We start from the raw sequence: 23,051 nt of genomic DNA on the forward strand, positions 1-23,051 counted from the left end.
CGCGACCCGGAGCAGTTCGCGACGCAGTTCAACTTTCCCTCAGGTCAACCCGGCTGCATGCATCAGGCGCCTGCTGAATTCATCCGGGGGGCATTCAGAGCCCCCTCGACGCGCCGATGCGAGATTCAACCATCGCAGTGACATCTGCCGTCGCGCAGGAGACGGAGTCATGAGTATGTCGAATGTGAGCGTCAAAGCGCGCTTGTTTGCATTGCTCGGCCTGCTGGCCGCAGCCATGCTGGGCGTGGGCATTCTCGGACTGCAGGCGCTGAAGCAGGCCAATACTGATCTGGATCAAGTCTACAGTAACAATTTCGTGTCCGTGGCCACGATCAGCAGGGTCATCGAGCTGCGCAACGAGAATGTTCGCGCCTTTGACCTGGCGATCATGAGCGGCGAGCGCCAGCAGCTCGACGCGTACCGAGCGGTGCGCGACAGGAACAATCCGCTCATGGAACAGCTGTGGGCAAAGTATCAGAGCTTGCCGGCGCAGCCCGAGGAGCGGGCCATGGCGGACGACTTCATGAAACGGTTCGAGGAATATCGCACCGTGGTTGCAAGCATCACGGAGAAGCTGGAGGCCGGAGCCATCGCGGAGGCACGCGAGCTGCGCATCCAGGTCATGCAGCCTCGCCTCGAAGCAATGTTCGATGCGAGCCGCAAGCTGGTCGAGCTGCAAGGTGAGATCGCTCGAGCAACCAACGTCGAGAGCCACCAGGCCTACGACCGGGATGTCCTTTATTGCTGGATCGGAATGTTGCTGGCGGTAGCTGCGGCGGTGTTTCTTGGAACCCTGCTGACCCGCTCGATGATGAGCTCGTTGGCTACCGCCGTGTCCGTTGCCGAGAACATCGCCTCGGGCAAACTCGGCAATGCGATCCAGATCACCACGCAGGACGAGTTCGGCCGCTTGCTCGCCGCCATGAAAGATATGGATAGCAAGCTCAGCGACATCGTTGGCTCGGTGCTCGAGAGCGCCGGCTCGGTGGGCGCGGCGGCGCGCCAGCTTTCCAAAGGTAACGACGATCTCAGCCAGCGCACGCAGGAGCAGGCTTCGGCCCTGGAAGAGACCGCCTCCAGCATGGAAGAAATGACCGCGACCGTGAAACAGAATGCTGACAATGCCCGTCAGGCCACGCAACTCGCAGTCAGTGCGCGTGATCAGGCAGACAGTGGCGGCGATGTGGCCGGGCGCGCGGTCAAGGCCATGGCCGAGATCAGCGATTCGAGCAAACAGATCGCCGATATCATCAATGTCATCGACGAGATTGCGTTCCAGACCAACCTGCTGGCGCTCAACGCGGCGGTCGAAGCCGCTCGTGCTGGCGAGCAAGGCCGCGGCTTCGCGGTGGTCGCGACCGAAGTTCGCAATCTGGCGCAGCGTAGCGCCACGGCAGCCCGGCAGATCAAGCAGCTCATCAGCGACTCGGTGGAGAAGGTCAAGGCGGGCACCGCGCTGGTCGATGAATCGGGCAAGTCGCTCCACGAGATCGTCGCCAGCGTCAAGCGAGTGGCGGACATCGTGGCCGAAATCTCCGCGGCCAGCGAAGAACAGGCCAGCGGCATCGACCAGGTCAATTCGGCGGTGACGCAGATGGATACAGCGACGCAGCAGAACGCGGCGTTGGTGGAAGAAGCGGCGGCCGCCAGCAAGGTGATGGAGCAGCAGTCGCACGCGCTGGTGGAGAAGGTGTCTTACTTCGTCGTCGCTGGGTCCCAGGCGCGCGGGACTCGTTTGTTACAGGCGAATGTTTCTTCGCTGAATGCAACGATTGCACCGATGCCGGCTCGCAAGGTGCATACGCCGAGGCCGGCGATCCGTGCGGCTGCGCCGATCAGGGCCCAGGCGGTCGGCGATGACAGTTCCTGGACGGAGTTCTAGATTACGGCGACCCGAGCCGGTGCACGTGGACCGGGCACGCGCTGAATCCGCCGGTGGGATAGACCGCGCGTATCGGATGATTGTGGGCGCTCGGGGCGATCTCGATGGACGCCAACAGTTCTTCCATGAGCACGCGCAGCTCGAGTCGGGCGAGCGGCGCGCCAGGGCAAACATGGATTCCCGCGCCATATAACAAGTTCAATGCGGGGTCACGATCCAAGCGGAAGTCCTGCGGGTCTTCGAACGTGGTCTCGTCGCGATTCGCCGAAGCCCACATGATCGTAATGCGTTGACCGGCATCGATGGCTCGCTTACCGATGCGGACGGGACACTTCGTGACGCGACGTGAGGTCAGGTATGGGCTGTCGATGCGCAGAATTTCATCGATGGCCCGCGGCAGGAGCGACGTGTCGGCGCGCAATCGTGCCTGCACGTCCGAATGGTTCGCTAGAAAAGCGATCAGAATGCCGATGCACGCGGACATCGTCGCCAGCTCGCCGACCGTCCAGTTCCTGAGAATGCTCACGATCTCTTCGTCGGTGAGTCCGCGCCCGTTCACCCGCTCGCGTAACAGTTCGCTCGCGACATCGTCGGCATTCAGACCGCCTTTGCGCCGGTCATCCAGCACGGCGCGAATATGCTGGTCGAACTCGAAAGCGACGGCCGCCATCGCGTCGCGATTGCGGCTGCGCGTGGCCGCGTGATTCTTTCGAACCCAGTCTCGCAACGGACGGTGCAGATCCACGGGCCAGTTCAAGAACGCGCACTGGGAGCGCAGCGCGAACTCGTCGGCAAAACTATTCATCACGTCGACTTCACCATTGTCGGGAAGCGACGCGACCACTTCCTGCGCAATGAGGCGGCAGCGCGGCTCGATCGCCGCCATTCGATCCGCCGAGAAGTAGGATTCGATCACGCGGCGATAGTCGGTGTGTTGCGGCGGGTCCATGCCGTTTGGCACGGAGAGATGCGCCGACACGGCATTGCTGAAGACGGCCGGCTTTGCGAGCGCGCGCATCACATCTCGATGCCGGAACAGGGACCAGCCCAGGGCGTTGCTATAGGCCACTGGACAGGTTCGCCTCATTGCGTCCTGCACGCTGGCTTGATCGCCGTCGGGCGCGGCGGAGAACGGGTCCCAATCCTGGACGACAGTCGTCATTGCAGAACCTGGCTCACTGAAGGAGATCGTGGCGCTCGCGCATCAGCGATCAACAGCGCTGCCTGTGCCGACGATCATCGACCACCCGCTCGAGGATGGTCCCGGCCTCGTCCACGAGCAGTTGAAAGCGGCGCCGCGAGTAGAAGAACGTGAGCCTGTAGCGACCGGCGTCCTCATCGATGCCGCGCTCACACAAGCTCGTGATCTTTCCCTGCCGCATGCGTGCCTGGACCTGCGTGGGATGAAGTTGCAGGCCCGCCGCGATCGTCGCAGCGTCGACACTGAACTCGCCGTTCTCAAATCTCACCGTGTTCATTCTCGGTAAGCTCCGCCTGCGTGGCCCACGAGGTGCCGCGCACGAGTTGCTCGATCAGGCTTTCATCCATGCCGGAGGGCTCGTGAAGCTGATCTGCGGCCTCGCAGCGTTCTTCATCGGTGAGCGTGATGTCGGACATTTGTCTCGAAGCGTCGGTAATCACTGGGATCGCGGCGCCAGGCGCCGTTCTCCGAAGATGACCGCAGCATAGATGCGGGGGCGGGACCTCGCCCTGATCCAGATCAAGTCGAGATTCTACGCCTGCTGGCCGCAAGCAGCCTGGCAGCAGGCAAGCCTCCTCCGGCGCGCTCTAGCGAGTGCGCAGGCCGCGCTGCATGAGAATGCGCCAGATATCCTCGGGGGAATCGGCGTAGTCGAACAGCTGCAGATCGTCGGGGCTGATCATCGACTCCTCCAGCAGCACGTCGAAGTTCAGCAGACGCTGCCAGTAGCTGCGGTCGAACATCACGATGGGGATGACGGGGGCCTTGGCCGTCTGACGCAACGTCAGCAGCTCGAACAACTCGTCCATCGTGCCGAAGCCGCCGGGGAAGACCACCAGCGCGTTGGCGCGCATGGCCAGGTGCATCTTGCGCATCGCGAAGTAGTGAAAGCGAAAGGTCAGCTCCGGCGTGGTGTAACGATTCGGCAATTGTTCATGGGGCAGCGTGATGTTGAATCCTACGGTCGGGGCGCCCGCTTCCTGCGCGCCGCGATTCGCCGCTTCCATGATGCCGGGCCCACCGCCGGTGGCGATGACGTTGTCGCGCCATCGATCTTTCGGTTCCTTCGCTCCACCGCGCTCGCTGGCAATGCGTCCGAACTCGCGCGCGGCTTGGTACCAGCGCAATTGCTGTTCCATCCGCTGCAGTTGCTGTTCATCAGGCTGCGCCGCCTGCTTCCATGACTCCACTCGCTCCGGCGAAGGCACCCTTGCGCTGCCAAAGACAATGATGGTGGAGCGCACACCCCAGTCTCGCAGCAGCAGATCCGCCTTGGCGTATTCCAGCGCAAAGCGCACTGCTCGCATCTCGTCGCGTAACAGGAAGTTGGTGTCTTCTACCGGGAGCCGGAAACTGGGGGAGTTGATCTGGTCGAGGCTCTCTAGGGCAGGCTTTGTCATGTAGGTTGCCGATGGTGATGATCGAGCGGCGATTCTGAGAGATGCGACGCGTCGGCGCAACGAATGGCGGCCTACAGCTGCCTGCGCCGTGGTGGATGTCCGCAGCAGCCTCTATAGTGTTGGTCGTGCCTCGGACGGAGAGCCACATGCACACACTTTTAATTGTCGATCCACAGAATGATTTTTGCGACCGCCGGGGAACGTTGTTCGTGCCCGGCGCAGCCGAGGACATGCTACGTCTGGCGAGCTTCGTTCGTGCGGCCCGGCGCGCATTGGCGGAGATCGTCATCACCTTGGATTCGCATCCGAGCGTGGCCATCGAGCGGCCGACCTTCTGGGCGCGTGGCGACGGCGGGCCGGTGGCACCGTTCACGCAGATCACTCATGCGCAGGTCGTCGCCGGCGAGTACGTCCCGATCGACGCCTCGCTGCGCCCCCAAGTCCTGGCCTATTTGCAGGCGCTGGAATCGCAGGGACGTTATAAATTGATGGTCTGGCCGGTGCACTGTGTCATCGGCGCCTGGGGTCATAATATCCACGGCGCCGTGCTCGAAGCGGTCGGCGAGTGGGAGTTTCAGGTACAGCGCGGCGCATTCAAGGTGCTGAAAGGTCAAAATCCTCTGACCGAGCAATACAGCGCGGTGCGTGCCGAGGTCCCATCGCCCGATGATCCGAGCACTCAGACCAATCATGAGTTGATCGACAAGTGTCGGCCGAAGTCGGGGCTGCTATTGGTGGCGGGCGAGGCGGCAAGTCACTGCGTCGCGGCGACGCTGGAACATTTGTTGGAGCATTTTTCCGCCGAGGAAATCCGCCGTGTGGTGTTGCTCGAGGACTGCATGAGTCCAGTGTCAGGCTTCGAGTCACACGCCCGGGCCTGCAGCGAACGGGCGCTGGCGCAAGGTGTCCGGTCGCTGACCAGCACCCAGGCGTTGGCTGAAATCTCGGCGAACTAGCCGCGCGAGTCCGTCATGTTCATTCCCATCATCCGCTCGCTGCTCGACACCGACCTGTACAAGCTCACGATGCTGTCGCCGATCTTGCATCGATTTCCGTCCAACCAGGCGGTCTACAGCTTCGTGTGCCGCAACACGCCGCAGTATCCGCTTGCGAGCCTGAAAGCGGAGGTCGAGGCGCAGCTCGATCATCTGTGCACGCTCCGCTACACCGAGGATGAGCTCGACTATCTTGCGAGCAAGTCCTACTTCAAGAGCGACTTCATCGACTTCCTGCGCATCTTCCATTTCCAGCGGCGCTATATCGAGGTGGGTACCGAGGGCGACATGCTCAAGGTAGTGGCGCGCGGTCCGCAGATCCATGTCATGGGTTTCGAGATCTTCGTGCTGTCGATCATCAGCGAGCTGTACTTCCGCCGTTATGACGTACCAGCGACGCGCGAGGAGGGGCGCAAGCGTCTCGCCGAGAAAATCGGCATGCTGCGCGATTTCCGTTCGCAAAGCACCGTTGCGCAACTCTCGCCGCCCAACGTATTGAAGTTTGCCAACGGCACCTCTGCTCCCATTGCTGGCGGAGGCGCGCACGCCGTCCGACATCCATTCGAGTTTTTCGATTTCGGTACACGCCGCCGTTTCTCACGCGACTGGCACGAAGAGGTGGTGACGACGCTGGCTCGCGAAGTGCCGCAATACTTCAAGGGAACGTCGAACGTGCATCTCGCGAAAAAGCACGGGTTGGCGGCCATAGGCACCATGGCGCACGAGTATCTGCAAACGTTCCAGGCGGTGGGCGTGCAGTTGCGCAACTTCCAGAAGGAAGCGCTCGAGACCTGGGTTCAGGAATATCGCGGCGATCTCGGCATCGCATTGACCGACGTGATCGGCATGGATGCCTTCCTCGCGGACTTCGACCTGTACTTTGCCAAGTTGTTCGACGGCCTGCGCCACGACTCCGGCGATCCTGTCGAGTGGGGCGAGAAGGCGCTGGCGCACTATCAGCGCCTGCGCATCGATGCTCACACCAAGCGCCTGGTGTTCTCCGATGCGCTGAACATCCCCACGGCGCTGCGGCTCTACGAACACTTTGCCGACCGCGTGCAATGCGGCTTCGGTATCGGCACCGATCTGTCCAACGATCTGGGCGTGCCGGCGCTCAATATCGTGATGAAGCTCGTCGAGTGCAATGGCCAGCCGGTGGCCAAGCTTTCCGACTCGCCTGGCAAGACCCTGTGCAGCGACGAAACGTTTCTGGCCTATCTGCGACAGGTCTTCAATCGAGCCGCGTGAGCGGTTACAGATCGATTTGCTTCAGCCGGAGCCGGGCCCCGTGGCCCGCAGTCTCGAAAAGCTGAGCACCGCGGCGATCGCTGCCATCGCGGCCGCAACGAACAGAGCGATCTGTGCGCCTCCTTCCCTGTGCGTGCTGAAGAGCACGGCGACGAGAGCTGCGCCACTGGCGTGCCCGAGTGATCGCACGGTACTCAGCATTCCAGCCGCAGAGCCGCTGCGCGCGCGGGGCGCCGATGTCATCATCGTGCGATTGTTCGGCGCCTGGAAAAATCCGAAGCCGAGCCCGCAAAGGGCCATTCGCCACATGAGATCCGCCGCCGTTCCGTGCTCGGGGAACAGCGCCACAAAAGCGAGTCCCGCGCACAGCACAATCAATCCGCAGCCACTGAGAATCGCTGCAGGATAACGATCGGCCAGCCGTCCGGCGATCGGCGCCGCGAAGGCGACGGCTACCGGCCAGGGTGTCATCAACAGTCCGGTTTCCACAGCGCTGTGGCCCAACCGCTGCAGCTCGAATGGCAGCGCGACGTAGGCCGCCATCTGCGCGAAGAAGGAGCACATGCTGATGCCAAGCGAAAGCGAGAAGATCGGGATGCGCATCAGGTCGAAAGGCACGATTGGAATCTGCTTGTGAATCTCACGGCGTACGAGCAGTACGCCGAATGCACCTGCGGCCGTGATTTGCAGGGCGGCCCCGAGCCGTGCCTCCTCGTGCACGAACGATTGCAGCCCTGCGATCAGCAGTCCAAACGTCGCGGCGTGCAGTATCACACTCACGTAACTCAGCGATCGTTGCGCAGGCTCGGTATGAGGCAGCGAATATTGCGCGATCACCGCGGCGATGATGCCGATCGGAACGTTGACGGCGAACAACCATCGCCAGTCCGCGATCGCCAGCATAGCCGCGCCGACGGAAGGGCCCGCCGCCGTTGCCACTGCCGCCACCATTGCGTTGATTCCCGTGGCTCGGCCCAGCATCTGCGCGGGGTACGTGAATCGCACCAGCGCGGCGTTCACGCTCATGATTCCAGCCGCGCCGAGGCCCTGTATGGCGCGCGCGATCGTCAGTTCGACCAATGAGCTTGCGAATGCGCAGCCCAGTGAAGCGATTGTGAAGAGGATGAGCCCCGCTTGAGAGACCCGTCGATAACCGATCATTTCGCCCAGCGACGCGAGCGGAATGAGTCCGACCAGGATCGTGAGTTGATAGCCGTTGACGATCCAGATGGAGCTTGCCGCACTCTCATTGAAGTCCCGCGCGATGGACGGCAGCGCCACGCTCACCATGGTCACGTCGAGCACGCAGATGGCGATCACCATCATGGTGGTCGCCATGGACCAGTAGCGGCGTGGCGGCGGCAGGCCGTCCGGGTAGATGGTGTGCGGCATCAACGCCGGTCGAGGCTGTGATCCTCGAGAAACTTCGAGAGTAGATCCGCGACCGCAACGTTATTGAGATCGGCGAACGGCAGGTGGGTGTTGCCTGCGAGCCCGGCGTCCGTCAACAGCAGCACTTCCGCCTGGCCGCCGTGCTCGTTGACGATCTCGACGAAGCGGCGGGATTCGGCGAGCCGCGCGGTGTAGGTCGCGGACTTCTCGATGTTGTCACCCCACACCACCTGGATCGGAAAGCGCGTGAGCTTGCGGAATTCCTCGATCGGCACCTCGACCGGGCCGAACGGGCCTTCGGGCACGTTGGGACCTTCGCCCTTCGGGTACACCCAGCCGACGTTCTCGTAGGCCACGATGCCCTTGATGTTGTCGCTCTTGAGCGCGGTCAGAAGCGCGCGCAAGCCACCGGCCGAATTGGTGAGCGCAACCGTGGGCCCGATGCGGTCCGCCAGCGCCGCGGCGGCATCGCTTTCGAGCTGCGCGTTCGCGATGGTGTCGAATTCCTGGTAGCGAGCGCGCATGGCCTGATTCCAGGCTTCGGCATCGTCTTTCGGAAATTGCACGCCATCGAACCAGTTCGGATAGCCGGAGCCGAAGCGCCACGCGACGAAGTTCTGCTGGTCCGATCTCGCATTGGGTATGTACGTGGTTTCGGCGCAGCCCCAGTTGCCGCGACCGACGCGTGGCCCGTCCCAAAGATAGACGGGATAGCCGCGTCTGACGAAGATGCTCTGGAAGCCTTCACCGCCGTCCCAGCGCCGTTGCCAGGCGACGGCGCTCGCGCTGTGCCACATCAGCAGATTCGTCGCGCGGGCGTGCGGAGGAATCTGATACTCCACTACGCCGTGATCGCAATGTAGCGATGCCTTGTCCGGATCGCCCACCACCTTGCCGCCGACGGCAAAGCTTCCTTGAGATGCGATGAGCAGTGGTGCTTGTGAGCCCGTGGTGACCGCGCAGCCTGCGCTGAGGGTCACCGTGGCTAGAACGAATGCTCGTACGATCGAATGCATGGTCTCAATGTGCGCTCACCGGTTGGCCTTCGCGAGCCTCGGGCGGCCGGCGAGACATGGACGCGACGATGGCGATCGCGCCAATGATGGCCGCCGATGCATAGACCGGGAAGTATGACGATCGATCCAGACCCATGCCGATGAGAGCGCCGCCGACATAAGGACCGACGATCGCGCCGATCCGGCCGATGCCGACCGTGAAGCCCACGCCGGTGCTGCGGTTTTCGACCGAGTAGAAGCGCGTGCTGGTGATGAGGATGCCGGTGAACGCCGCTTCGATCGTGAACATGCAGACCGCGGCCAGCACGACCAGCGGAATCGGCGCTTCGGTGAAGCCGAATCCCAGCAGGGCGGCGGCGCAGATGAAGAACATGAGCCCCGTCGCGCGTGACGCGCCGATCTTCGCTGCAAACAAGCCCATGCACAGCACGCCCACCGACGCTGCCGCACTGGTGGCCATGCCGACTGCGATGGCATTGCGGTCTGTGAAACCCGCCATGACCAGCACCTGCGGTTTCCAGCCGGTGAGGAAGTAGCTGATGAAGAAACGCGAGAACGATGCCAGCCACAGCAACAGCGTGGCGCGCAGCAAGTCCGGCGACAGAATGGCCACGACGTTGCTGAACCTGCGCACCTTTGCCGGCGGCTTTGGCGGCAGCTCGGTCAGCCGGGCGAGGCCAAAGCGCCCAAGAATCTTGTTGGCGCGCTCCAGCGCATTCGCAGGCTGACGCGCCAGCAGAAAGTTCACGGACTCCGGCAGCGCCGCGAAGCAGGAAATGGCCGTAACGCTGGTGAGGATTGCGGCTGTGAGGAAGATGGCGCGCCAGCCATACTCCTGAACCAGCGACGCGCCGACGGCGGCGCCCAGGATCGCACCGAGTGCAAAGCCGATGTGCACCAGAGCCAGGAACAGGTTGCCGCGCTTCTCGTTCGAGAACTCGACCACCATGATGCTGAGCGAAGGCAACAGCGCGCCGACACACATGCCCACGAAGAAGCGGAAGATCATCAGCTGATACAGGTTCTGGCTGAAGGCCAGGCCGAACATGCAGATGGAGGAGGTGGTGAGCGCCGCGACGATGACGGTGCGACGGCCCACCTTGTCGGCCAGCGGCGCGATCAGGATGGCGCCGATCAGCATGCCCACCGCGGCCGCGCTCAGCACGACCCCGAACGCTTCGGGAGCGATGTTCCAGTCACGCAGCAGCGACGGCGCGGCGAAGGCGATCGAGGTGGTATCGAGGCCGTCGCAGACGTTCGCCAGGATGCACAGCCCGACGACGATCATCTGCCACAGTGTCAGAGGCCCGTCCTGGCCGATGGATTTGACCCCGGAAGGTGCCGCCATACGATGCTCTCCTGTCGAATCTTCGCCGAAGATATCAGCCTGTCTTATATTCTCGGAAAGTGCAAGTGAAGCCGCGGAGCCGCCACACTAGCTCGCCGGCTGCCGGCGAAGGAAGTCCAACACCAGCGCGTTGAACGCTCCCGGCTGTTCCCAATGCACTTGATGTCCGGCGTCGCTGATCACGTGAGGCTCGGCATTGGGCAGGCGCGCGGCGACGGTGTCCAGCATCTGTGGAGTAAGCAACCGATCATGTTCGCCCGCGATCAACAGAATTGGCACGCCGGTGGCGGCAATCGCCTCGAGGGTGACCTCGTTGGTTTGCGCCCTGGGCGCGATGCCGGAGCTTTGCGCGCGCTGCCGGATCTCGTCCCAGCGCCGGGTGCCTTCGGGATGGCTGTCGCGGTACGCCTTGGACAACTCCAGCTCGGCGGCCGGTAGCCGGCGGCCTTCCGGCGAACGCGCCGGAGCGGCTGCCTTGCGCGCAGCCAGAAGCAGCGGATCCTGAAAGGAGATGAGCGAGCAGGCGAACACCGCGCTGGCGACGCGCTCCGGGTGGGAAATCATGAAGTCCGCAGCAACCGTGGCGCCGCCTGCGACAGTGACCAGGTGCGCTCGTCGAATGCCGAGCGCGTCCAGCACGCGCTCCAGATCGTTGGCATGATTGATCGGCGTGGTGATCGGGCGCGCCGCGCCAACACCGCGGCGCGAATAGGCGATGACGCGGAAGCCGGCGTCAGCGAACGCGGTCTGTTGTTCCGGCCACGACTCGATGCTGCCGGCGAACGCATGCATGAGTACGAGAGGTGTGCCGGTGCCGCCCGTGTCCCAATACGGAAGCGACCAGCCGTCGCCCACGTCTATTTTGCCCGTGGCAATCGACGACGAGTCGAGCGAGCGTCTGGGAGAGATACACGCGGTGAGCATCGCCAGTCCGGCCGCCGCCAGAAGGCGGCGGCGGGACCAGGTGTTGCCGACGGGAAGGGACATCAGCTGACCGATTGCGCAAGACCCAGCAGCGTGGCCGGATTTTCGACCAGGATCTTCCGTAGCTCCACCCGGCTCAGGCCGGCTTCGAGCAATTCATGTGCGGCTCGCGCCAGCAGATCGTCGGGGAACGGATGGTTGGCTTGCCCACTGTCGCTGCTCAGGATCGCGTGCTCCGGTCCGATCTCGCGGATCGCCTCGAAGTACTGCTTGGCGGTGAACGTGGCGCGCGCGCCGGTCATGAAGTTGGCTACGAATTCGACGTACGCACCGAGCTCGGCGACTTGCTTCATCTGGGCCACATCCATGTGGATTGGATGACCCATGGCGTGCGTCGCGACGATGCGTTCGATGCCCTGTCGCTTGGCTTCGCGAATGACGAGCAGCGCTTCTTCGGGCGACACGTGGCCAGTGGCGAGCGCGAGCTTTGCGTCGCTGTCACGCAGCTGCACCTGCGCGATTGTTTCCAGCAATGCAATGGTTTCGGGCAGCAGCACGCCATCACGTGCGATGGGCACCGCCGCGCGATCGGGTGTTTTGGATTGGCGCACGTAGTTCTCGGCATCCCAGGTTGGCATGCTGACGATTCGCCCGTAGCCTCCCACCAACTCGCCGAAGTGCCGGACCGCTTCGGTGTTGAGGCCGCCCACGCTGCGATTGCAGCAGAGCATGCCGAACACTTCGACGCCGGGTACCGCCTTGCGCGTGAGGTAAGCCTGCTGCGCGGTTTGATCGTAGTGCTGTTTGATTACAAAGCCGCGCATGCCCGCGGCGCGGGCGCGCCGAGCCATGTCGACAACGTCGAGCGCACGGGCGGCTTGTCTGCTGTTCGGGCCGTAACTATCCGGATCCAGGTGCGTGTGAATGTCTATGGCATTGCGAAGCAACGCGCGCGCGGCGCGGCTTGGCCTGGGAAAGCTCGAGGAAGGTTGAGTTGTCTGCGCGTAGACCGCGCCTGACGTAAGCGCCAGGCCGGCGCCCATCTCGATCAGCTTGCGCCTGGTGATGTTGGCCACTCGTGTCTCCAGCTTTGCACGTCATCCAAATGGCAACGGGCGTTCATGGGAACGCCCGTTGCCGTATCGACATCGATCTTACTCTCGGAACGGCGCTAGAAGGTCACATCCATGCCGAGCGTGAAGTACCGTCCAACCTTGTCGTAGTAGGCACCGTAGACCGGCGCATTGAGCACCGTGTACGGCGTCATCACCGGGTCGCGATCCAGCGCGTTGCGAACCGAGCCGAACAGGCGGACCCGATCGTTCACATTGTACGAGCCGTACAAGTTGAAGATGACATAGGAAGGAATGTCGTTCTTGCTGATGGTCGGATTGCCCGGCGTGTTGTACAGGTTGTCCAGCTTGCCGGAGCTCACGTGGACGGCCTGCACCGTGCCCGACCAGGTCTGCGTCTTGAAGCTGGTCGTCAGGTTGCCGCGGAAGTCCGGCACGGCGGCGAAGTTGGCCGCGCCGTGCTCGCCCGCACGATCGACCGGCTTGGCGCCGGGCAGGCCCGTGTCGACGATCGAATCCGTGACGAACGTGCCGGTGTAGCCGATCGACCAGGTGCCGTTGAACAGCGGGCGTGAGTAGTCCAGCTGCACGTCGTAGCCCTTCTGCTCGAAGCTGCCGAGGTTGATCGCGCCCGCATCCAGCGCAATCGGATCGCCGGCGGCGTTGAACGTGAACAGGTCGCAGAAGGAGCGTACCCCGGAGATACACAGGTTCGCGATGTTGGCGCCGTTCAAGTTGGTGATCGCCTTGTCGAGCTCGATCTTGTAGTAGTCGATCGAGAAGTTGAAGCCCGTGAGCGGCCCGTAGTTCGGCGAGAACACGAAGCCCACGGTGGTGGTATCGCCTTCCTCGGCCTCGACGTTGGGGTTGCCGCCCGCGGTACGCTGCGGGATCACGTAGTTGTTTACGGCTGGATTGGCAGCACCAAAATCATTGATGTTGATCATGGTGATGTTGTTGGTCACGGCGGCGCTCGGCGAGTACAGCTCGTTGATGGCTGGCGCGCGAATGTCACGAGACTGACTCACGCGCAGGCGCAGGAAATCGAACGGTTCCCACACCAGGCCGGTTTTCCAGGCTTCCATCCCGCCAACCGTGCTGTAGTCGGCATAGCGGTAGGCCAGGTTGAGATCGACGTGCTCCGCAAACCTCGCCGCGCGAGCCAGCGGCACGATTGCTTCGACATAGCCCTCGGCCACGTCGAAGTCACCCGTGTAGGGAGAGTTGTTGCCGGTGAAGTATCCGCCCGCGGTCGCGATCGGATCGGCCGTGACTTCTTCCTCTTCCTTGCGGTATTCGAAGCCGGTCGCCACCACGATCGGGCCGGCCCAGGTGGAGAACAGCTTGCCGCTCAGGTTCGCGCCGAAGGTGGTCTGTTCGTAGAGCACGTCCGCGTACGGATTGCCCTGCACGTAGTCGATCGCTTCGGGCGATGCGTTGCCTTCGCCGAACAGGTTCAGCGGCACGCAACCGGCCGCGGCGGGATTGAAGCGCGGGTGACCCGGGATCGTCGCCGCGCAGACGATGTTGCCGTTCGCGTCGCGGACCGCGTCCACCGCGAACGCCAGATTGTCGCGGATGGGGTTGTTCTGGGAATTGAAGCTGTAGTCGTTGCGGCCGTAGGAGGCGTGCGCATCCCAATCCCAACCACTTCCGAACGAACCTTCGAGGCCCAGCGTGAAGCGGGGCGACTTGTTCTCGATCTCGTACTTGTTGTTGCCCAGGTCGTTGCCTTGACGCGTCATCCGGAAGCCGCCGACGCCTTCGTCGATCATCGCATCCCTGACCACGTCGGGAAGGAACGCGTTGTCGGCGCGAATGAACAGCTGCGTGGCGGTCAGGCGCGGCTGCGCCGCCGACAGAAAGCCGGTGGATTGCGAGTAACCGACCGTGGCATAGCCATGCAGCGTGTCGCTGAAGTCATAACCGAAGCGCGCATAAGCCGACGCGCGTTCGACGCCGGGCACCAGGGACACGCCCTTGGTGATGGATTCGCCTTCGCCGCCGATCATCGTGCTGCTGGTGGCGCCGGGCTGCAACGGAAAGCCGTACTGGAACGGCCGGATCGAGCCATCCGGATTGAAGGTCTGGCCGGTCAGGCTGAAAGGTACGTTGGCGCCAGTGTTGGTGGCATTGCGGCCCACGTTGATGACACCACCGACGCCGAGCGCGGTATGGACGTTTTCGCCCCAGGTCAACGACGGCGTGCCCGGGGTCGAAACGATCATGACCTCGCGCTTGCCCCAGTCGCGGTTATAGATGTCGCCCACGCCTTCGTTGTCGACCCAATCGAGGGCGAACACGACATGCGCGCGGTCATCGCTCGAATTCCAGCCGCCGAGGATGCCGATGCGATTCTCCTCCGCATCGCCTTCGTCCGAGATGCCGGTCTGGGCGCGCACGCGGACACCGTCGAATTCACGACGCAGCAGAATGTTCACGACACCGGACACGGCGTCGGAGCCGTATTGCGCCGATGCACCGCCGGTGACGGTTTCGACGCGTTCGACCATCAGCGTCGGAATCAGGTTGAGGTCGGTCGTGGTCGGCACGGACAGGTTGCTGGCCGGGGCGAACGGCACGACACGCGAGCTGTCGATGAGGACCAGGGTTCGCTGACCGCCGAGGCCGCGCAGGTCCGCGGTCCACTGGCCGGGGCTGGAGGTGTTGGTCGCGTTCGAGTTCGGATTGCGGGTGCCCTTGACCATGCCGGTCTGTTCGAGAATCTCGCCGAGGCCGGTCGCGGCCTGGTTGTCGATCACTGCGGCGCTGATGACGTTGGTCGGGCTCGGCGCCTGGTAGCCGTCACGCGCCACGCGTGAACCGGTCACCACGATCTCCACGAGCTCGCCAGTTTCCTCCGGCGTGTTCTGCGCCATGGCCGGTATTGCGGCTAGATCGACCGCGAGCGCGGTCGCCGCAAGCAGCGTCCCACGAATCGGCGTGCCCCTCCCCGGGATGCGCGCAAGAACCTTCCTCTTCGTCAGCATCTTTCCCCCTTCCGCACAATGCGGAGCTAACTTAGCCGTTGGCAGCCGATCGTGGCCCGGCGCTGATCGATCTGTTGCGATTCTTATGTCAGCCTAGCTGATATCAGCTACGATGATCTAAGCGTGGCGGGATGTCAACGCGCCGGAATGTGAATTCGAATCCGAAAATCAAATCCATTCGATCAGCCGGATTGATAGGCTGAATCTGAAGCTGTCAACGCATTGGCTCGGGTGCCGGACGCGAGCCGCGAGCACCTCGATCTGACTGTGGCGGCGGCGCGACGCGGGTCAGAATTGGCGAGCGTTTCCGGCCGAGGGATCAGCAAGGGACTCTTCTCGCGCTTCGGCCAGCACGCTGGCATCGATGAGCTGGGCCAGAACTTCGCGAGGGCGAGCGGACCGGCCAGCTTTCGCGGCCAGCCATGTTTCCTCAGCAACCAGCACATCGAGCAGATCATCTGGCAGCGCGGCTGGAAATCTATGATGCGGCCAACTGGCCGCGACGAGCTCGAGCGGCAAGCCGCTGCGTGCGGCCACCAGCGGCCAGATCTTCTCCGGCGCCGTTTCGCTCTGCCGGGCGGCATCGATCAGCGCGCGGACCAGTCGCACGATCTGCGCCCGCTTGTGCGGATCGGCGAGGGCTTGAACCGTGGTGTTGAGATTGTAGAGCTCGCGGTAGGTGCGAGGGTTCTGGAATTCGATCGCATCCGCGCCGAGCGCGGCGCAAGCGCGCTCGCTTATCGGTTCCCATATGGCGATCGCATCGACTTCGCCCGCCACGATGGCAGACGTCATTTCGTGCGTCCGCAGCGGAACGATCACGACATCGGTTTCGCTCAGCTCGATGCTCCCCAGCATGCGGTGCAGGAAATAGGCGGACGACGTGTTCTCGACGACGCCGATGCGTTTGCCGGCGAGATCCGCCAGCGCGGCAATTCCCGCCGAGCGCCGGCCGACGATTCGATAGATCCCTTCCGTGACGGTCATGATGATGCGCAGATCGGGATTCTCGACCGAAATGCGTAGGGCCTGGGTCTCGGCATGGCCGGCGACGTCGGCGGCGCCAGGGAACGGATCGGGTTGATCAGTCGATCGTTCCACGCGCGTATCGCGCTTGAAAAGGTTGGCAACTCCGCCGGGGCGCAGTTGCGTCTGTTCGGGCAGCAGAACCTGGGTTGCATAGATGATGGGGCCGATCTCCATGACATCGGGTCGGCCCACAACGCGCAGCACGTCCTCGTTGTCGCGCGACTGCGGCACGTGCGCGCAGCTCGTAAGCGTGAGAGCGATGAAAACAACGGGGAGAAATGCTGTACGAATGGCTGTACGCATGTTGCATCAGGAACTGGATGGCGTGCGGCGACGGGCGTTTCTCGAACGCTCGTCGCCGCAACCAAAGGACTCTCTAGTTCTCGGGGAGCGAAGTTAGAAAGTCACGTCCACGCCCAGGGAATATTGACGTCCGACCTTGTCGTAGTAGGCGCCGTAAACCGGCGCATTGAGCACCGTGTACGGCGTCATCACCGGATCGCGATCCAGTGCGTTGCGGATCGAGCCGAACAGGCGCACCCGGTCGCTCAGATTGTAGTTGCCGTAGACGTTGAAGATGGCATACGAGGGCACCTCGTTCCTGTTGATCGTCGGATTGCCCGGCGTGTTGTACAGGTTGTCCAGCTTGCCGGAGCTCACGTAGACGGCTTGTACCGAGGCCGACCATTTCTGCGTTCTGAAGCCGGTCATCAGGTTGCCGCGGAAGTCCGGCACGGCGGCGAAGTTGGCCGCGCCGTGCTCACCGGCACGATCGACCGGCTTCGCGCCGGGCAGGCCCGTGTCGACGACCGACTCGGTGACGAACGTGCCCGTCAGGCCGATCGACCACGTGCCACTGCCGAGGGGCAGTGAGTAGTCGAGCTGAACGTCGTAACCCTTCTGTTGAAAGCTGCCGAGGTTGATCGACCCCGCGTTCAACTCCGTGGGGTCGCCGTCGTCGTTGAACGTGAACAGGTCACAGAAGGAGCGAACACCGGAGATACACATATTGCCGATGTTGGCGCCGGACAGATTGGTGATCGCCTTGTCGAGCTCGATGTCGTAGTAATCGACCGAGAGGTTGAAGCCCGTCAGCGGTCCGTAATTGGGCGAGAAGACGAAGCCGATGGTGCGAGTGTCGCCTTCTTCGGCCTCGACGTTGATGTTGCCGCCCGCGGTACGCTGCGGGATCACATAGTTGCGTGCGTTGGGGCTGGCGTCACCAAAATCGTTGATATTGATCATGGTGATGTTGTTGGTGACCGCGGCGCCCGGGGCGTACAACTCATTGAGCGCCGGCGCCCGGATGTCACGGGACTGACTCACGCGGAAGCGCAGGAAATCGAAAGGCTCCCACACCAAGCCGGTCTTCCAGGCATCCATGCCGCCGACCGTGCTGTAGTCGGCATAGCGATAGGCGAGATTGAGGTCGACGTGCTCGGCGAATCTGGCCCCGCGGGCCAGCGGCACGATGGCTTCGACATAGCCTTCCGCCACATCGAAGTCGCCCGACCACGGCGAGTAGTTGGCGCTGAAATATCCGCCGGCAGCGCCGATCGGATCCGCGGTGGCCTCTTCCTCTTCATCGCGGTACTCGACACCCGTAGCCACGGCGATCGGGCCTGCCCAGGTGGAGAACAGCTCGCCCGACAGGTTCGCGCCGAAGGTCTTTTGTTTGTAGACCACCTCGGCGTACGGATTGCCTTGAATGTAATCGCGCGCCTCGGCCGACGTGTTGCCTTCGCCGAAGAGATTGAGCGGCGAGCAGCCGGCAGCTGCAGGATTGAAGCGCGGGTGACCCGGAATCGTCGCCGCGCAGACAATGTTGCCGTTGGCGTCGCGAACGGCATCCAGCGCGAACGCCAGGTTGGCGATGATGGGGTTGTTCTTCGAATCGGTGCGATAGTCGTTGCGTCCATACGAAACGTGCGCATCCCAGTCCCAGCCGCCGGCGAATGAACCCTCCAGGCCCGCCGAGAAGCGGGGCGACTTGTTCTCGACCTCGTAGAGGTTGTTGCCGATGTCGTTGCCCAGGCGGGTCATGCGGAAGCCGCCGACGCCTTCGGCGATCATCGCATCCCGGACGACGTCGGGAAGGAATGCGTTCTCGGCACGAATGAACAGCTGTGTGCTGGTCCAGCGCGGCTGGCCCGCGACCAGCACGCCCGTGGATTCCGAGTAGCCGAGCGTCGCGTAGCCATGGAGATTGTCGCTGATGTCGTAGCCCAGGCGGGCAAAGCTCGCGAACCGTTCGACCGCCGGCACCAGGGCAACTCCCTTCATGAGCGATCCGCCTTCGCCGCCGATCATGGTGCTGGAGGTCGCGCCAGGGGAGAGCGGATAGCCGTATTGGAACGGCCGGATCGAGCCGTCGGGATTGAAGGTCTGGCCGGTCAGGCTGAAAGGCATATTGGCCGTGTTGGTCGCGTTGCGGCCCACGTTGATGATGCCACCATCGCCGAGCGCGGAATGGACGTTATTGGCCCAGGTCAGCGAAGGCGTGCCTGGCGTCGAGACGATCATGGTTTCGCGACGGCCCCAGTCGCGGCTGTAGATATCGCCCACGCCTTCGTTGTCGATGTAGTCGGCGCTGAAGACGACATGCGCGCGGCCATCGCTCGAATTCCAGCCGCCGAGCACGCCGATGCGCTTCTCCTCCGCATCGCCTTCTTCCGAGATGCCGGTCTGGGCGCGCACACGGACACCGTCGAATTCACGGCGCAGCAGAATGTTCACGACACCGGATACTGCATCGGAACCGTATTGCGCCGATGCACCGCCGGTGACGGTTTCGACGCGTTCGATCATCATCGTCGGGATCAGGTTGAGATCGGTCGTGGTCGGCACGGACAGGTTGCTCGCCGGTGCGAACGGCACGACGCGCGAGCTGTCGATGAGCACCAGGGTTCGCTGCCCGCCGAGGCCGCGCAAGTCCGCGGTCCATTGGCCGGGACTGGAAGTGTTGGTCGCATTCGAGTTCGGATTGCGGGTGCCCTTGACCATGCCGGTCTGTTCGAGAATTTCACCGAGGCCGGTCGCGCCTTGGTTGTCGAGGACCACGGCGCTGATGACGTTGGTCGGACTGGGCGCCTGGTAGCCGTCGCGCGCCGCGCGCGTGCCGGTCACGATGATTTCCGTAAGTACCGAATTGTCCAGAGGCGCATCCTGCGCTAGGACGGCGGTCGCGCCCAGGTCGGCCGCGAGCACAGTCGCGGTGATCAGAGTCTTGCGAAACGGGGCAGCTTTCCCCGGAACGCGCGCAGGAACGTTTCTCTTCGTCATCATTTCCCCCTTTTCCGCCTTCGCGGAGTTGGTTTCTCCTTTTTTGCGGTGCGGCTCAGGCGCTCATCATCTGGTGGGATGAATATCAGCCTGGCTGATATCAGCTAAGATTATATAGACGGTTGAGGATGTCAACGCGGAATGTCGATTCGCGCCGGCCGGCGGCCGGGCAATTGATCAGTCAGGCTGATATGTTTACAGTGCCTCGCATGGAAACGACTGCCACCCACACCATCGACGGCAAGCCGGTCGACGGTGTCGAGTTCTTCGACGTCATCAACCCTGCGACAGCGAGTGTATTTGCGCGGGCGCCAGACGCCAGTCGCGCGCAGCTGGACCTGGCCGTGAGAGCCGCACGTCGGGCATTCGAGAGTTGGCGCGCGGTTCCAGCGGAGGAGCGCAGAAAGATCCTGTTCGGATTCGCGTCGGCGATTCGCGCGCAGCAGCAGGGTCTCGCGCAATTGCTGACTCGCGAGCAGGGTAAGCCCTTGGCGGCGGCGATTCGAGAGATCGATGGGACCGCGGCTCGAATCGAGGGACTGGCGAAGTTCGAGCTCACGCCGGAAACACTGCGCAGTGACGAGCGCGGACGCGTCGTGCTCGATTATCAACCACTCGGTGTGGTTGGCGCGATTGCTCCCTGGAACTCACCTTTGCTGCTGGGGGTGCAAGTTGCCGCGCAGGCGCTGGTGGCCGGCAACAGCGTGATCCTGAAGCCGTCGCCGTTTACGCCGCTCGCGACTTTGAAGCTCGGCGAGATCGCGGGGAAGACCTTGCCGCGAGGACTGTTCAATACGCTGTCCGGAGGCAACGAGCTTGGCCGCTGGATGACCGAGCATGAGGGCATCGACAAGATCGGCTTCGTGGGTTCGGTGGCCACGGGCAAAAAAGTGCTGGCGAGCGCCGCCGCGTCCAATCTGAAGCGGGTTTCGCTGGAGTTGGGCGGCAACGATGCGGCCATCGTGCTCGCCGATGCCGATGTCGATGCGATCGCGCCGCAGCTCTTCTGGAGCGCGTTCGTCAACAGTGGCCAGCGCTGCATGGCCGTCAAGCGGGTGCTGGTTCACGAGTCGCTGCTCGATCGGTTGGGTGCGGCGCTGTCGCGCCTTGCGAATCAGGTCAAGGTCGGAGATGGATTGGAGCCCGGCGTGGAGCTGGGACCCATTCAAAATCGTCCCCAGTTCGAGCGCGTATTGGGTCTCATCGAAGACGCAGTGAGGCGCGGCGGACGCGCGTTGGCAGGCGGTGCGGCGCTGGACAGGCCTGGCTACTTCATCGCGCCAACGGTCATCACCGGTGTCGCCGAGGGCACGCCACTGGTGGATGAAGAACAATTCGGACCGGTGCTGCCGCTGCTGGCGTTCAGCGACGTCGATGCAGCGGTGAGCCGCGCCAACGCGACTCGCTTCGGCCTGGGCGCCTCGGTCTGGAGCGCAAATCCGCAACGTGCCGCGGACATCGCGCGCCGGCTCGAGGCCGGCACGGTCTGGATCAACTCTCATGGGGGCTCGGTGCCCGAGATTCCCTTCGGCGGATTCAAGGAATCCGGCGTCGGCCGCGGGTTGGGGTTGATGGGAATCAAATCGTACGCCGAGGTGCGCGTCCTGCATCTACCACTGTAGGTCACGGGGGCAGATCCCGCGTGGGCGCGCGCACCGGGAGTTATATACTGCTCCACCTGATCACAGGATTTGGAGCACTATTGCCCGCATGGCGAAGAAAAAGCGGCCCTCATCGACAAACTCGCGCAGCGGCGGCACCAAGGCCCCGTACCGCACCCTCTATCTCGTAAAGCAGGTTCAATACAAAACGTTCCTGCGCCTGGAGGCTGCGCTGCAGCCGCTCGGTGTCACTACTACGCAGTTCCGCATCCTGACGGCGCTGGCGCGCGGGGGTAAGCGCTCCTCGGCCGAGCTGTCGCGCCTGTTCGGCGTCAAGCCGCAGACCATGATCAAGCAGATCGTCAATCTGGAAAGCAACGGCCTGATCGAACGTAATCTGGCGCAGGGCAGCCGGCGCGTCCTCGAGGTCTCGATGACCGAGGCGGGCCGCGGCGCGCTGCGGGCCTGCGACAAGGCTGCCACCGCCGTGGAAACGGAAATCTTCTCGTGCTTCGGACCCGGAGAGCTCGAGACCTATCGCGCCCTCATGGAGAAGGTGCTGGCGGCCACGCACGAAACTCGCGAGGACGGCGAAGAGGAGGAATGAATTGCCCTGTGGCTAGTGGTTAGCGGATAGCGGTTCGGGGGAATCAGACCTCGGATAGTGGCCTGTGTTCTGCGCTAACCACTATCCGCCAACCGCCGACCACTTGGCCGCCGGCAGGCGGTAGTTATCAGCCTGGCTGATTTTATTTGATCAGCCAGGCTGATTGATTTATCGTCGCCCCATCGGTGTCATCCCTTGGGAGGGATCCAGCTTGTCTACTTCTGAACAGCCCGTCTTCGACCCGCCGCTGGCCAACGTTCTGGTGGAATTCGACGAAGGCATCGCCTGGGTCTCCCTGAACCGGCCGTCCAAGCGCAATGCCATGAGCCCGGCGCTGAACGACGAGATGGTGCGCGTGCTGGATGCGCTGGAGGTCGACGAGCGCGTCGCGGTGGTGGTGCTGACCGGCGCCGGCGATTCGTTCTCGGCCGGCATGGACCTGAAGGAGTTCTTCCGCGACCTCGATCCGCTGCCGTACCACAAGAAAATGCGCATCAAGCGCTCGGCCTGGCAGTGGCAATGGAAGATGCTGCTGAGTTATCCGAAGCCCACCATCGCGATGGTCAACGGCTGGTGCTTTGGCGGCGCCTTCACGCCGCTGGTGGCCTGCGATCTGGCGATCGCGGCCGAAGAAGCTCAATTCGGACTCTCCGAGATCAACTGGGGTATCCTGCCCGGTGGCCAGGTGACCAAGGCGATCACCGCCGTCATGTCACATCGGGATGCCATGTACTACGCCATGTCCGGCAAGACGTTCGACGGCCGCAAGGCTTCGGAAATGCGTCTGGTGAACGAGGCCGTGCCGCTGAGCGAGCTGCGGACCCGGACTCGCGAGCTCGCCATGCTCCTGCGCAGCAAGAACCCGACGGTGCTGCGTGCAACGAAGATGGCTGTGCGCATGGTGCAAGAGATGCCGTGGGAAGTTTCGAACGACTACTTGTTCGCCAAGAGCGCGGAGTCGCAGTTCCATGATCCCGAGCGCGGCCGTTCGCAGGGCCTGACTCAGTTTCTCGACGAAAAGAGCTTTCGCCCCGGCCTGTCGGGGTACAAGCGGCCGGAGTAA

The 23,051-nt window shown here is 63.2% G+C and carries 18 protein-coding genes; 6 read left to right on the forward strand and 12 right to left on the reverse strand.

Going from position 1 to position 23,051, the window contains the following annotated elements:
• The first annotated feature begins 169 nt into the window (after positions 1–169).
• Positions 170–1,882: a methyl-accepting chemotaxis protein gene (locus VGE08_RS08495; RefSeq protein ID WP_331067433.1), complete on the forward strand. Its 1,713-nt coding sequence runs from the start codon at positions 170–172 to the stop codon at positions 1,880–1,882.
• A gap of 1 nt (position 1,883) precedes the next feature.
• Here VGE08_RS08495 and VGE08_RS08500 read toward each other — a convergent pair whose 3' ends face one another.
• The 4 genes from VGE08_RS08500 to VGE08_RS08515 all read right to left on the reverse strand — a co-directional run bounded on the left by VGE08_RS08500 (position 1,884) and on the right by VGE08_RS08515 (position 4,483).
• Positions 1,884–3,044 carry a cytochrome P450 gene (locus tag VGE08_RS08500; RefSeq protein WP_331067434.1) on the reverse strand — a complete coding sequence of 387 codons (1,161 nt, stop codon included), beginning with the start codon at positions 3,042–3,044 and terminating at the stop codon, positions 1,884–1,886.
• 49 nt (positions 3,045–3,093) lie between these two features.
• Entirely contained in the window at positions 3,094–3,351 is a 258-nt protein-coding gene (locus tag VGE08_RS08505; protein WP_331067435.1) for a DUF6522 family protein, read from the reverse strand.
• Positions 3,341–3,499 carry a hypothetical protein gene (locus tag VGE08_RS08510; RefSeq protein WP_331067436.1) on the reverse strand — a complete coding sequence of 53 codons (159 nt, stop codon included), beginning with the start codon at positions 3,497–3,499 and terminating at the stop codon, positions 3,341–3,343. Before VGE08_RS08510 ends, VGE08_RS08505 begins: the two co-directional genes overlap by 11 nt.
• Before the next feature lie 171 nt (positions 3,500–3,670).
• Positions 3,671–4,483, reverse strand: coding sequence for a TIGR00730 family Rossman fold protein (locus VGE08_RS08515; protein WP_331067437.1), 813 nt, complete (start codon positions 4,481–4,483; stop codon positions 3,671–3,673).
• A 146-nt stretch (positions 4,484–4,629) separates the two neighbouring features.
• Between VGE08_RS08515 and VGE08_RS08520 the strand changes: the two genes are divergently transcribed.
• Positions 4,630–5,439 (forward strand): hypothetical protein, encoded by an 810-nt coding sequence (locus VGE08_RS08520; protein ID WP_331067438.1) that lies wholly within the window; start codon positions 4,630–4,632, stop codon positions 5,437–5,439.
• Positions 5,440–5,454: 15 nt separating this feature from the next.
• Entirely contained in the window at positions 5,455–6,726 is a 1,272-nt protein-coding gene (gene pncB, locus VGE08_RS08525; RefSeq protein ID WP_331067439.1) for a nicotinate phosphoribosyltransferase, read from the forward strand.
• Between the two features lie 21 nt (positions 6,727–6,747).
• Here the strand turns inward: pncB and VGE08_RS08530 are convergent, their stop codons facing one another.
• From VGE08_RS08530 to VGE08_RS08565, 8 genes are all read right to left on the reverse strand, one after another.
• A complete protein-coding gene (locus VGE08_RS08530) occupies positions 6,748–8,118 on the reverse strand; it encodes an MFS transporter (RefSeq protein WP_331067440.1) in 1,371 nt (456 codons plus the stop codon).
• Entirely contained in the window at positions 8,118–9,134 is a 1,017-nt protein-coding gene (locus tag VGE08_RS08535; RefSeq protein ID WP_331067441.1) for an alpha/beta fold hydrolase, read from the reverse strand. Before VGE08_RS08535 ends, VGE08_RS08530 begins: the two co-directional genes overlap by 1 nt.
• A gap of 4 nt (positions 9,135–9,138) precedes the next feature.
• Complete coding sequence (locus tag VGE08_RS08540) at positions 9,139–10,482, reverse strand: MFS transporter (RefSeq protein WP_331067442.1); 1,344 nt, start codon at positions 10,480–10,482, stop codon at positions 9,139–9,141.
• Positions 10,483–10,569: 87 nt separating this feature from the next.
• A complete protein-coding gene (locus VGE08_RS08545; protein WP_331067443.1) occupies positions 10,570–11,469 on the reverse strand; it encodes an alpha/beta hydrolase in 900 nt (299 codons plus the stop codon).
• Complete coding sequence (locus VGE08_RS08550; RefSeq protein WP_331067444.1) at positions 11,469–12,482, reverse strand: DUF6282 family protein; 1,014 nt, start codon at positions 12,480–12,482, stop codon at positions 11,469–11,471. Before VGE08_RS08550 ends, VGE08_RS08545 begins: the two co-directional genes overlap by 1 nt.
• A 95-nt stretch (positions 12,483–12,577) precedes the next feature.
• Entirely contained in the window at positions 12,578–15,469 is a 2,892-nt protein-coding gene (locus tag VGE08_RS08555) for a TonB-dependent receptor plug domain-containing protein (RefSeq protein ID WP_331067445.1), read from the reverse strand.
• A gap of 288 nt (positions 15,470–15,757) precedes the next feature.
• The gene (locus VGE08_RS08560) at positions 15,758–16,801 is read right to left on the reverse strand and encodes an ABC transporter substrate-binding protein (RefSeq protein WP_331067446.1); all 1,044 of its coding nucleotides are present in this window, start codon (positions 16,799–16,801) and stop codon (positions 15,758–15,760) included.
• Positions 16,802–16,894: 93 nt separating this feature from the next.
• Positions 16,895–19,780, reverse strand: coding sequence for a TonB-dependent receptor plug domain-containing protein (locus tag VGE08_RS08565; RefSeq protein WP_331067447.1), 2,886 nt, complete (start codon positions 19,778–19,780; stop codon positions 16,895–16,897).
• A gap of 209 nt (positions 19,781–19,989) precedes the next feature.
• Here VGE08_RS08565 and VGE08_RS08570 point away from each other — a divergent pair, with 209 nt between their 5' ends.
• The 3 genes from VGE08_RS08570 to VGE08_RS08580 all read left to right on the forward strand — a co-directional run bounded on the left by VGE08_RS08570 (position 19,990) and on the right by VGE08_RS08580 (position 23,051).
• Entirely contained in the window at positions 19,990–21,402 is a 1,413-nt protein-coding gene (locus VGE08_RS08570; RefSeq protein ID WP_331067448.1) for an aldehyde dehydrogenase family protein, read from the forward strand.
• 88 nt (positions 21,403–21,490) lie between these two features.
• Entirely contained in the window at positions 21,491–21,988 is a 498-nt protein-coding gene (locus tag VGE08_RS08575) for a MarR family winged helix-turn-helix transcriptional regulator (protein WP_331067449.1), read from the forward strand.
• Between the two features lie 211 nt (positions 21,989–22,199).
• A complete protein-coding gene (locus tag VGE08_RS08580) occupies positions 22,200–23,051 on the forward strand; it encodes a p-hydroxycinnamoyl CoA hydratase/lyase (protein ID WP_331067450.1) in 852 nt (283 codons plus the stop codon).

Source organism: Steroidobacter sp., from assembly GCF_036406195.1.
Lineage (GTDB): Bacteria > Pseudomonadota > Gammaproteobacteria > Steroidobacterales > Steroidobacteraceae > Steroidobacter.